Below are 11792 nucleotides of genomic sequence, written 5' to 3' on the forward strand. Positions count from 1 at the left end.
GTAAAAAAACAGTGGGAAACTACTATTTAATACTGCTCGCTTAATACATACTGCTCACTTAGAACTCAAATCTGATAACTGATAACTGATGACTGATGACTGATAACTGATGACTGATAACTGATAACTGATAACTGAATATATGCCACAATTAGTTAATTATTATGATGTTTTAGGAGTATCTCGCACGGCTACCAGTGACGAGATAAAAAAGGCTTTTCGACGACTGGCGCGCCAATATCATCCCGATGTCAATCCGGGGGATAAATCGGCCGAAGAAAAGTTTAAAGATATTAATGAAGCTTACGATGTTCTCTCCGATGAAGAAAAACGGGTTGAGTATAATCGTTCCTTGACGGGGATTAAGCGCCGCGGGATACGTCCGGGGGAAAAAGCCAATAGTAACGGGAATGGAAAAATACCCCGTACAGAACAGGATTTATGGAAGTTTAGAGATTTTAATAACCTTAATACTAAGCGCGCTAAAATTGCCTCCTCTCCCCGTTTAACTCGTCGAGATGTGGAGGCAAAATTGACTTTACCTTTGGAGAAAGCCTATCAAGGTGGCCGACAAAGAATTCGTCTGGAAGATGGTAGATCAATAGAGGTTGATATGCCAGCAGCTATGATCGATGGGCAGAAAATTCGTCTCAAAGGTCAGGGGATTGAAGGGGGCGATTTATATTTAAAAATAACTATCGCTAGGCATCCTTTTTTTAGGATTCAAGGTTCTGATATTGTCTGTCAAGTACCAATTACTCCTAGCGAGGCAATTGTGGGCGGTTTTGTAGAAATTCCTACCATTGACGGGTTAGTTAAAATGATGATTCCTAAGGGAGTTAAAAGCGGTCAAAGATTACGTTTGGCTAATAAAGGTTATCCCACTTCCCAAGGAGAAAGAGGCGATCAATTAGTGGAAATTATCTTAGTTAATCCTCCCAATCCTAGCCTCGAAGAATTAGAACTTTATCAAAAAATACGGGCGATCGAAACTTTTAATCCTCGCCAAGGTTTATAAAGATTATGCTAGGTGGGTTACGGCAAATTTGAAATTTTTTGTCAAAAACATAACTTGTCCTTGCCTAACCCACCCTACACCTTAATCCCGCTTGATTATGACAAATATAATTGATACGATTAAACCTTTTTATCCTCTAGCTTTCAAGGCTATTCGGGGCAATTTAGAGGGAACACAAAAACAATTATTAAATACTCTGCAAAAAATCGATCGCTCGCGGGGGGGATTTTGGGGACAATGGTTAATCTCACAATTATCAGAATCCCTGAGTTTTAGCGATTCTCGCCTATCTCAAAGCCTCTGGGGGTTAAATTTCCCCAATCCCGTCGGATTAGCGGCAGGATTCGATAAAGACGGTTTAGGGGCAGGACTTTGGCATAATTTCGGCTTTGGTTTTGCCGAGGTGGGTGCTGTCACCCTAGAAGGGCAACCGGGCAACCCAAAACCGAGATTATTTCGTTTACCGAAAGATTTGGCGGGATTAAACCGTATGGGGGCAAATAACCTCGGTGCGCCGGTTCTAGCGGCAACTCTCCAGCAATCTTGGCAACGACAACCCCGACAGATTCCCATCGGTATTAACCTCTGTAAATCGAAAAATACGCCCCTAGAAAAGGCCCCAGAGGACTATTTAGGCAGTTTTCGCTATTTATTCCCCCATGCTGATTATTTTGTCGTTAATGTTAGTTCTCCCAATACTCCCGGTTTGCGTTCCCTGCAAAGTGGGGAACAACTCGATAAAATCCTCGACATTTTACAAACAGAAAATCAAGGCAGAAAACCACTATTAGTGAAAATTTCTCCCGATTTGGAATGGGAAGATATCACAACGATTATTGAGTTAGCTTTCTCCTATCAATTAGCCGGAATTGTCGCTACTAATACCACCACTAAACGCACGGGATTAAAAACTACAATTCTGCCTGAAACTGGTAAACCAATCACTGAAGAAGCCGGGGGAATTAGTGGGCAACCTTTGCGGGAACGTTCCACAGAAGTGATCCGTTTTATCTATCAGCAAACCCAAGGCAATTTACCAATAATTGGAGTGGGAGGCATTTTTTCCCTCGATGATGCTTGGGAAAAAATTACCGCCGGTGCGAGTTTATTACAGATTTATACCGGTTGGTTATACCGAGGACCCTGGCTAGTATCAAATATTTTACAAGGATTAACAGAAAAATTAGAGGCTAATGGGTTGACTAATATTAATCAAGCAGTGGGTTGGCAAGCTAACCAAGAATGAGCCAATTTTCTCTGGTAATTAGCAATAATTTCGGAAAAATTAGCTGAAATGTTGTCTGTCACCTTTGGGGATAAGATAAGATAATTAGGATAACTACAATAGGACTACTCTAGAGACTACAACCGCAGACAAATCGATCGCCAAGTATGGAACTTTTTAACCAAACCACAATTCTATGTCAAAAAAATCATTTTTACCCGGTTGTTTAGTCGTCCTAGGACTAACAGCAGTAACCGCAGGAGGTGTCTATCTTTATCTACGAGGACAACTACCTTGGCAAAGATTCACCCCCTTGCAATCGGCAAAAGTTATCCCAGAAACTGCCTTTGCTAGTAGTTTTGTCTCCACGGATGCAAAAGCTTGGTCAGTGTTAGCTAAATATGGTACACCAGAATCGCGAACTGCGGTTAGTCAAGGACTAGAAGAATTACAAAAAAATATCTTCACTGATAAGATTGATTATCAACGGGATATCGAACCTTGGATCGGTAGTATTAGCTTTGCTTTCCTTCCCGCAGCTACCCCCGGACAATCGGAATTATTAACGGTTATCGGCATCAAAGATAAAATTAAAGCGTCGGAATTCCAGAAAAAACTAGGACAAGAAGTTAATCGCAAAACTAGCACCAGTGACTACAAAGGTGTTAAAATTACTGCTATAGATTGGCAGGATAACACCACTATTTATACTGCTGTTACTGGCGATTTTTTGTTGATATCCTACGATAAAAAGGTGTTAGAAGCGGCGATCAATACCTATCAAGGACAGCCATCTTTTAGCAGTAAACCGGAAGTGAGAAAACTGCTTTCCCAATCCCTCAACCTACCCAATACCCTAGCAACAATTTATATTGATGATTATGCCGCAATCTTGGGACCAGATGCCAATTTATCCCCCCAAAGTCGGCAAGAATTAGCAAAAATTCAGGATATTGTTGCGGGAGTGGGTGTCACCGATACGGGATTACAATTACAAATGGTGGCTAAACTGGCCCCTGAAACTATTTCTAACCTACCTTCCCCTAGCAAAAATAAAGTTTTAAATTATTTCCCTGGAGATACCATCGCACTCTGGAGCGGTAATAATCTTAAACAGGGATGGGAAGAAGCAGAAAAACAGTCCCAAACCAACCCAGAATTACAAGCTTATCTGCGTCAGATCCGTGAGAATTTTCAGATGGCAACCCTTGACGCGGATAAAGAAGTTTTTAACTGGATGGATCGAGAATTTGCCTTCGGAATTATCCCCAACCAGCAAGCAGTGGGAGGGTTAGGTTTTGGGGGAATGATGATCTGGCAAACCGGCGATCAGAAAGCGGCAAAAATTACCCTCGATAAGTTAAATGAATTGGTGAAAACTGTTCCCTTTATCACCATAAAAAACAGTCAAATTTCTGGCCAAGATGTGACTGAATGGAAAGCGGAAGAACAAGCACTTTTAACCTATGCTTGGGCTAATAATGATACCCTAAAAATGACCGTCGGAATTCCCTATCAACCGCAACCGAATCAACCGATTAGCAAAAGTGAGAATTTCCAAGCATCGATCGCAAATTTGCCTAAAAATAATCTCGGTTATTTCTTCATCGATGTGGAGCAAATTATCGCTAAAGCAGGGGGAATTAATAATCTTCCTGCCACGGAATTAACCCCAGAAGCAAAGGCCTTTTTAGAATCGGTACGTGGGATCGGAATTACTGCCACTATGCCTGATAAAACCACCAGTAAAATTGATGTTTTATTTTCCCTGAAACAAACTCCCTAAAAAGTAACCAACTAAATAAAGCGATCCACAGAGAATTATCTGACTATCGGCAGATTCTTGGATGGCTTTTTTTAGTCCTAAAAATACATCAGAACAAGTCTCTAGGTGAGATAATTCTGGACAAATTGAAGCCGCTAATTCCGCTAAGGTTTCAGGATTAGCACTGCTATGATCAGGAACAGGAACTAAATATAAACTATCGCCTTTTCTTAATAAAGCTTGGAATATTTCTCGATGATCTTTAGTCGATAAAATTCCCATCACCCAGATAATTTTTGGAGCCTTTAAACTATCTACATACTGCCTTAAACCAATCGCAGCAGCAGGATTATGAGCGCCATCTATTAAAATTTCTCGCTGACACCAATTAACGGTTTGTAAACGTCCTAACCAGCGAGTTTTTGCCATTCCTTCCTGCACGACTTCATCGCTAATTTGCCAACCTTGCTGACGCAAAATATTAACAACAGCGATCGCTATAGCCGAATTAGTTAATTGAAAATCTCCCGCTAAGGATAAAGGGTATTCTAAACCTTGATATTTAGCACGATTATCGGCAATTTTTTCGGCAGCTTCTACCCATACCGTTGGACAATTTAACAGCTTGATTCTCTCCCTAACTACTCCCTGCGCTGATTCCGGTAATTGTCCGATAACTGCGGGACAATTCGCTTTTAATATCCCCGCTTTCTCCCCGGCAATATCGGCAACCGTCGGCCCTAAATTTTGCCAATGTTCCCGACTGATAGAAGTGATGACAGTAACTAAAGGTTGAGCGCAAACATTAGTCGCATCTAATCTTCCTCCTAAACCCACTTCCATCACGGCAATATCCACCTTTTCCTGAGCAAAATACAGCCAAGCAGCGGCAGTAATTACCTCAAATTGAGTAGGACTTTCCTGCTGGGGATCGATAAGCGATTGTATATATTTAAGCAGGTTTTCTAAAGTCGCGGTTTCAATATTTTCGCCATTAATAGAGATTCTTTCTGTCCAATCAATTAAATGGGGAGAAATATAACGTCCGACTTTGTAACCGGCGGTACTGAGAATAGAGGATAGATAGGCACAAACTGAACCTTTGCCATTAGTTCCCGTGACATGAATAATCGGAATTTTATCTTGGGGATTGCCTAAAATCTCCAGCAGATTTTTTATTCTTTCTAAACCGAGATTGACACCAAAACGCTGAAAAGGTTGCAGTAAAGAATCGATAGTCATGGTTGGCAAACTATAAATAAAGGAATCCGGGTAGGATCGATACTCCTACCTGCACTGATGACCCTTTCTCTGGGTGATAATGTCTAAAGTTTGACTAAAATGCTCGGTTCTTTTTGGATCGGTAAAACATCAAGAGAGTCAATATTAGCGCAGTATTTTAAATCTTCTTGACAGTGGAGACGCAAGAGGCGCTGACCATGACTACAACTGTGGAACATTCCTAAAAGATCATTTTGCCATTGACGATAAAGAGCGATCGAGGCGATAACCTCATCATTACCGATCGCCATTTGCCCCGATTGTTCTTGTAGCGCATCGGCGATCGCTCCAGCACAGGCCGTATCTTCCAAAGAATAACCCCCTTCCCAACCAGAGCCAACAATCCAGACGGTTTCGGGCTGCCTATCCAATAAGTAATTAACGGCAGCTTGCCGATTGATCATCGCCGCAGTGATCACGATTGGGGACTCTTCCACTCTTTGCAGAGCGCGAGTGCCGTTAGTGGTGCTGATAAACAGACGACGACCTTTCATTAAATCAGGGGTACAATCGAGGGGAGAATTGCCCAGATCGCAGCCTTCTACTTTCGCGCCACCTCTTTCTCCTGCCCGGAGACGTTTTTCTGGTTGCCAGGTATCACTCACCTGCATCAGGGTTTTCAGATCGCTGAAGGTTTGCACTGCTTCCGCACCAGCATTGAGGGCAGTGGCGATCGTGGTTGTCGCTCTTAAAACATCGATAACGACGGCGCAATCGGGTAGAGTATGGACGGGGGTAAGTTCGGGAGTATGATAAATGAAAACCTGCACGATTTATACCAAGTAAAAAGTAAAAGGGGAAATAAGCTCAACATACCGCCGCTCGGCGTTGCGCGGGCAGAAGAAAGACAAGGCCGATTTTATCACGATGGATGTCAGCTAGTTAAGCTGTTCGTCATTCAAATTGCTTGTTTAGATCGGGCAAGAGGCAATACCCCCCCGATGTCGGGGGGGCAGGGGGGGTGGGGGGTTGGGGGGCTAATCTAAGAATAAGCGGTTTAAATACGTCTTAGCTCATCATTTGAAATGCCCACGCGGATCACAAAATTGGCCAATTGTCAATAGGGTTTGAGATGCTCTCACCCCGGATCGCTCATCATGACTAAATGTTATAATTAACAATTATTATGCCTGCTAACTTCAAGATTCATGTCTGCTAAAGATCGTTTTCATGGTGCAGTGAGAAAAGGATTAGAAAAAGAGGGTTGGATCATTACGGATGACCCTTTAAGGATTGAAGTGGGTGATGTAGAAATGTATGTCGATTTAGGAGCAGAGCAACTGATAGCCGCAGAAAAAGATAATGAAAAGATAGCCGTTGAAATTAAAAGTTTTATCGGTAAATCCAGCATTTCAGAATTTCATACTGCCATTGGACAATTCTTTAATTATCGTGTTGCTTTAGAAGAAAAAGAACCTAAAAGACAGTTATATTTAGCTGTTCCCTTAGATATTTATTATAGTTTTTTTGAATTGCGATTTATTCAAACTGTCGTTAAACGATTTCAAATTTACCTGATTATTTATGATCCGATTGGGGAGGTAATTGTCGAATGGAAAAATTAGCACAATATCGTCACTATGTCAAGCAAGTCATTACTGAATATTCTCAGATAGGTTCATCTAAAGAGCCGATTGAACAACAATTGATTTTTGATACAGTTGGCGATCACTATCAATTGATGTATGTTGGCTGGAAAAATAGACGAAGATATCATGGTTGTGTTTTGCATCTCGATATTAAAAAGGGTAAAATCTGGATACAACATGATGGCACTGAGGTGGGAATTGCCAATGAATTGGTTAATTTAGGCGTTCCTAAAGAAGATATTGTTTTAGCCTTTCATGAACCCCTAGTCAGAGAATATACAGGGTTTGCGGTGGGTTAATCTTAATCAGAGAAAGTTGACAACATTATTGTCATAAAATAGGTTCAACAGGAGAAAAATTTAGAAAGATTATCGAAAACAATTGACAAAAATCCCAGCAATGTCTGTCCGACGGCAATTGTTGAAACCACGGAAGTTAGCACTAACAATTAGTCAAAGCGCCAAATTCGCCTAACCTAATCATAAGTAGGTGGGTGGAATTAAATATAAAATGAACGTAGGTTGGGTTGAAGCATGAAACCCAACGCCCGCATGGGTTACGCTACCGCTAACCCATCCTACAAATAATTGTGCCTACCTACTTAGCTTAGGCGACAACCAAGATCAGCAAGAGACTTCGATTTTTTTACCTTGCTGATCTCTGTATTTCTTTGTTAACAAAACTTAACAATTATCGGCAAAATTTTGCTTGCTTTTATCGGCAGATTTTGCGATAATATTTTTAAAAGATTTTATTCATAATGGAAATCTGTGGGTCTAAAAAATTTTTGCACAGATTCCCATTATAAAAGAAGCATAGCGCAAGTCGCCGGCAAAGTCAAGTCCTTTCCCATTAATTATGGGTGGGAATTTCCCGGAATCAAAAAAGGGGGTTAGTGGTGAGTCAGACCAAATATAGGTTACACTTCATCTTTAATGGGAAACGCTGTCATTCTTTGTAGGGAATATGACCAGACAAACCGCTAATCTCGGACAAACAGGAATTGCCGTCAGTGCTTTGGGAATCGGGACTTGGGCATGGGGAGATAAACTATTCTGGAACTATGGCAAGGAATACGGAGCTAGTCAGGTAGAGGAGGCCTTTAAAGCGGCAGTAGAGGCAGGAATCACCTTTTTTGACACTGCCGAAGTCTATGGCCTGGGGGAATCGGAACGACTCTTAGGAAAATTTACCCAACAGACCGATATTGCCATCGATATTGCCAGCAAATTTGCCCCCGTACCGTGGCGATTGGGGGCGAATGCGGTGCATAATGCCATTACCGAGAGCTTAAACCGTCTAAAAACCGATAAAATTGCCCTTTACCAAGTACATTGGCCCTTCACCTTCCTAATTAGCCAAGAAACCCTAATCAATGCCCTAGGGGAAGAAGTAAAAAGCGGCCGGATTGGTTCCGTGGGTGTAAGTAATTATTCCGCCGAGCAAATGCGTCAAGCAAGCCAGATTTTGGCGAAAAAAGAGGTTCCCTTAGCGGTCAATCAGGTGCAGTATTCGCTTTTGTATCGCAAAATAGAAACTAAGGCAATTTTAGCCACGGCCAAGGAATTAGGTGTCACCATCCTCGCCTACAGCCCCCTCGCTCAAGGACTACTGACGGGTAAATATAGCCCAGAAAGCCAGAATTTGCCCGATGGAGCCAGAAAAGTTGACCCGCGGTTCAAAAAAGAAGGTTTGGAGAAAATAGCCCCAATTTTAAGGGTACTGCAAGAATTGGGCGCAAAATACCAAAAAACCCCCGCACAAGTCGCCCTCAATTGGTTAATCGCCCAAGGGGATGTAATTCCCATCCCGGGGGCAAAAACTGCCGCCCAAGCGATCGAAAATGCCGGGGCGTTAGGATGGAGTTTAGAAGCGCAAGAGGTGACGCAATTAGAACAGATGAGCCGGCCTTGGCTGTAAAAATCAAAACTTTTGATTTTTGATCACCATTCTGGAAAAAGTCTCTAACTTTTTGGTGATCAAGATTAAAACAAGCTACAATCTTTGCATACTGCTGTACTACTTAAGAAAACTGGGGAGAAAATTAATGGCGACAATGACAAATAATTCCGATCGAGATAAAGCCTTAGGCCTAGTCTTAAATCAAATCGAGCGCAACTTTGGCAAAGGTTCGATTATGCGTTTAGGAGACGCCACCCGGATGCGGGTGGAAACCGTGCCTAGTGGTGCTTTAACCCTAGATATGGCTTTGGGTGGCGGTTTACCGAAAGGCCGCATCGTCGAAATTTACGGGCCGGAAAGTTCTGGAAAAACCACTTTAGCCCTCCATGCGATCGCAGAAGTGCAAAAAGCTGGGGGAGTGGCGGCCTTTGTCGATGCGGAACACGCTTTAGATCCCACCTATTCCGATGTTTTAGGGGTAGATATCAATAATTTACTGGTGGCACAACCGGACACGGGGGAGGCAGCCTTAGAAATAGTTGACCAGTTAGTGCGTTCTTCGGCCGTGGATATCGTCGTCATCGACTCGGTGGCCGCTTTAGTGCCGCGGGCGGAAATTGAGGGGGAAATGGGGGATAATCAGGTGGGTTTGCAGGCCCGTTTGATGAGTAAAGCCCTGCGAAAAATTGCTGGTAATATTGGTAAATCGGGTTGTGTGGTGATTTTCCTCAACCAACTGCGGCAAAAAATCGGTGTCACCTACGGCAATCCTGAAGTGACCACTGGAGGAACGGCCTTAAAATTTTATGCCTCGGTGCGTTTAGATATCCGTCGCATTCAAACTTTGAAAAAAGGCACGGAAGGGGAATACGGAATTCGGGCTAAAGTTAAGGTGGCTAAAAATAAAGTCGCGCCTCCTTTCCGGATTGCTGAATTTGATATTATCTTCGGTAAAGGCATTTCCCAAGTGGGTTGTATGCTGGATATCGCCGAACAAACTAACGTGGTTACTCGTAAAGGGGCATGGTATAGCTATAATGGCGAAAATATTGCCCAGGGTCGCGATAATGCCGTTAAATATCTTGAAGAAAAGCCAGAAGTAGCGGCGGAAATTGAGAAGTTATTGCGGGATAAATTAGACATGGGTTCGGTTCCTTTCCCCACGGAACCGGCCGATGAGGACGATGAGGACGATCTGGAACCAGAAATCTAAAAGAAGAGGGTTTTAGGTCTTGGTTATCCCCCAGTTTCGGGGGATTTTTTAGCTTCAGAATCGATGGATTTAGCGGCTTCTAACCATGATTGTAAACCTTTTTTAGTTGGTGTTCCTTTAGCGGTAAAAGTCCATAGATCTCGTTTATGTTGGGGTCCGTAGCTGATATGAATCGGGCGATTAATTCCGTAAAAATAGAGAGAGTCAAAGGGTAATTTTTGGTTTAAAATCCAATCTATCAGGCGATCGCTCGTTAAATCGATAATCCGAAAATCACAGGCTGCCCCCAATCGCTGACAATAATATTGACCTTTTTGATTAATTTCGTGGGCGCAATGTTGATCACGACTGGGATCGATTCTACCGTTTTTTAAGCCGGTGATTGGGTCTTTTTTTTGGAGAAATTTTCTCAGATCATTAGAACAAAATCCATAGGTTAATTGGAATCTTTCTCGACCAAAATTATCAATAATTGGATCGATAATAAAGTGAGCGAGATTTTGCCAAGCGGTGATCGTTGCAGGATTTTTGGGATAGGGGTCGATTTGTGCTGCATACTTTTGATAGGTTTGGGAACAGGTAGATAATTCCTCTAGGGTTAAATATTTACCAATTAACATAATCATTTATCAGTTTTTAGCTAGATCCTATCACCCGATTTAGCTATTTTGCCAAAGCTGCTTTTTTGCGACCATAATAAACAGCGATAAAAGCGCTGACATACATCCATAAACTATAGACCATTGCGGGAATGGCCAGATCGGGATTCTTTAATAAACCGGCAGTGATAGCAATAGCTAAAGTGCCGCTTTGAATACCCACTTCAATTGCAATACAAATTCTTTGGGGAATAGTTAATTGAAATAAAAGACCACTGAAAAAACCAATTAGGGAAGCAATCGTGTTTAAAATAATCACTGCCAGGCCAGTTTGAGCGATAAATAAAGGTAAACGTTGCCATTCTCTCAGGATTAATAAGCAGATAATAAGTGCTAGAAAAATCACGGCCAAACGATTAGTTATCGGTTCCAGACTTTTGGCCAGTAAAGGGAAGTAATGGCGGATAGTCATACCCATAACCAGGGGGAAAACTATAATCAAAAATATCTGCGCCATAGTAGGACCAATGGGTAGGGAGATGGCGGCACTTTCCTCCATAAAATGCTGGAGAATGAAACTAGCTAAAAAAGGTATTGTGAAAATGGTGATGATGCTGCTAAAAGCGGTTAAAGTAACAGAAAGGGCCACATCTCCCTTAGCTAAATAGGTTAAAACATTGGAGGAAGGCCCGCTGGGACAAATGGCGACAATCATTAAACCGACGGCAATTTCTGGCTGGAGAGGCAAAAGAGAAACAATAATAAAGCCGACGATCGGTAGAATAATAATTTGATTGACTAAACCGATCAGGACTGCTTTGGGATAACGGGTGATACGCTGAAAATCGGCGGGAATTAATCCTAATCCCATGCCTAACATTAAAACGCCTAGGGCAACGGGTAAGAGGATATTAGTAAAAAAGTCGGCCTGCATCGGATAAAATCGGAAAAGACGGGCTTATTTTACCATAAATTGACTAATTTATTCGTGTCCCTAGTTACCGATTTTGCCGACCAAAAAACCCCGGTGTGCAGGGGAGGTTAAATTGTAGGAGAAACAGGGGCTCTTCTAGGTTCTGTGTGATAAGTTTAATTGACATAGGATCGATCGATCTTTGTGTCCTTTGTGTCTTTGTGGTTCGTTCCACCCCCTCGCTCTTGAGAAATGTATCTTAGAATACATTTTACCCACCAAAGCTG

At 42.3% G+C, this 11792-nt stretch carries 11 protein-coding genes; 7 read left to right on the top strand and 4 right to left on the bottom strand.

Annotation, left to right across the window (positions count from 1 at the left end; translation table 11 throughout):
- Positions 1-142 precede the first annotated feature (142 nt).
- The 3 genes from ACE1AQ_RS15325 (at position 143) to ACE1AQ_RS15335 (ending at position 4029) form a co-directional block, all read left to right on the top strand.
- Positions 143-1018 (top strand): J domain-containing protein, encoded by an 876-nt coding sequence (locus ACE1AQ_RS15325; RefSeq protein ID WP_008203071.1) that lies wholly within the window; start codon positions 143-145, stop codon positions 1016-1018.
- Positions 1019-1115: 97 nt separating this feature from the next.
- The gene (locus tag ACE1AQ_RS15330; protein WP_110544674.1) at positions 1116-2264 is read left to right on the top strand and encodes a quinone-dependent dihydroorotate dehydrogenase; all 1149 of its coding nucleotides are present in this window, start codon (positions 1116-1118) and stop codon (positions 2262-2264) included.
- 175 nt (positions 2265-2439) lie between these two features.
- Complete coding sequence (locus ACE1AQ_RS15335) at positions 2440-4029, top strand: DUF3352 domain-containing protein (RefSeq protein WP_110544672.1); 1590 nt, start codon at positions 2440-2442, stop codon at positions 4027-4029.
- Here the strand turns inward: ACE1AQ_RS15335 and ACE1AQ_RS15340 are convergent.
- Together ACE1AQ_RS15340 and ACE1AQ_RS15345 are read right to left on the bottom strand one after the other, a co-directional pair.
- Complete coding sequence (locus tag ACE1AQ_RS15340) at positions 4003-5250, bottom strand: folylpolyglutamate synthase/dihydrofolate synthase family protein (protein WP_008203064.1); 1248 nt, start codon at positions 5248-5250, stop codon at positions 4003-4005. The two genes, ACE1AQ_RS15335 and ACE1AQ_RS15340, sit on opposite strands and share 27 nt — an antisense overlap.
- Positions 5251-5333: 83 nt before the next feature.
- Positions 5334-6059, bottom strand: coding sequence for a 2-phosphosulfolactate phosphatase family protein (locus ACE1AQ_RS15345; RefSeq protein WP_002759138.1), 726 nt, complete (start codon positions 6057-6059; stop codon positions 5334-5336).
- A gap of 378 nt (positions 6060-6437) precedes the next feature.
- Between ACE1AQ_RS15345 and ACE1AQ_RS15350 the strand changes: the two genes are divergently transcribed.
- The 4 genes from ACE1AQ_RS15350 to recA all read left to right on the top strand — a co-directional run bounded on the left by ACE1AQ_RS15350 (position 6438) and on the right by recA (position 9993).
- Positions 6438-6854: a XisH family protein gene (locus tag ACE1AQ_RS15350; protein WP_002751648.1), complete on the top strand. Its 417-nt coding sequence runs from the start codon at positions 6438-6440 to the stop codon at positions 6852-6854.
- The gene (locus tag ACE1AQ_RS15355) at positions 6842-7177 is read left to right on the top strand and encodes a XisI protein (protein ID WP_008203059.1); all 336 of its coding nucleotides are present in this window, start codon (positions 6842-6844) and stop codon (positions 7175-7177) included. Before ACE1AQ_RS15350 ends, ACE1AQ_RS15355 begins: the two co-directional genes overlap by 13 nt.
- A gap of 667 nt (positions 7178-7844) precedes the next feature.
- Entirely contained in the window at positions 7845-8798 is a 954-nt protein-coding gene (locus ACE1AQ_RS15360; RefSeq protein WP_110544669.1) for an aldo/keto reductase, read from the top strand.
- Positions 8799-8925: 127 nt separating this feature from the next.
- Positions 8926-9993 (top strand): recombinase RecA, encoded by a 1068-nt coding sequence (recA, locus tag ACE1AQ_RS15365; RefSeq protein WP_008203048.1) that lies wholly within the window; start codon positions 8926-8928, stop codon positions 9991-9993.
- A 23-nt stretch (positions 9994-10016) separates the two neighbouring features.
- On the opposite strand, the gene ACE1AQ_RS15370 is transcribed toward recA, so the two are convergent.
- Positions 10017-10613, bottom strand: a complete 597-nt coding sequence (locus ACE1AQ_RS15370) for a hypothetical protein (protein ID WP_039900179.1) — start codon at positions 10611-10613, stop codon at positions 10017-10019.
- Positions 10614-10656: 43 nt separating this feature from the next.
- Positions 10657-11526, bottom strand: coding sequence for a bile acid:sodium symporter family protein (locus ACE1AQ_RS15375; protein WP_008203044.1), 870 nt, complete (start codon positions 11524-11526; stop codon positions 10657-10659).
- Positions 11527-11792 lie beyond the last annotated feature (266 nt).

This window comes from Microcystis sp. BLCC-F209 (assembly GCF_041928595.1).
Taxonomy (GTDB): Bacteria; Cyanobacteriota; Cyanobacteriia; order Cyanobacteriales; family Microcystaceae; genus Microcystis.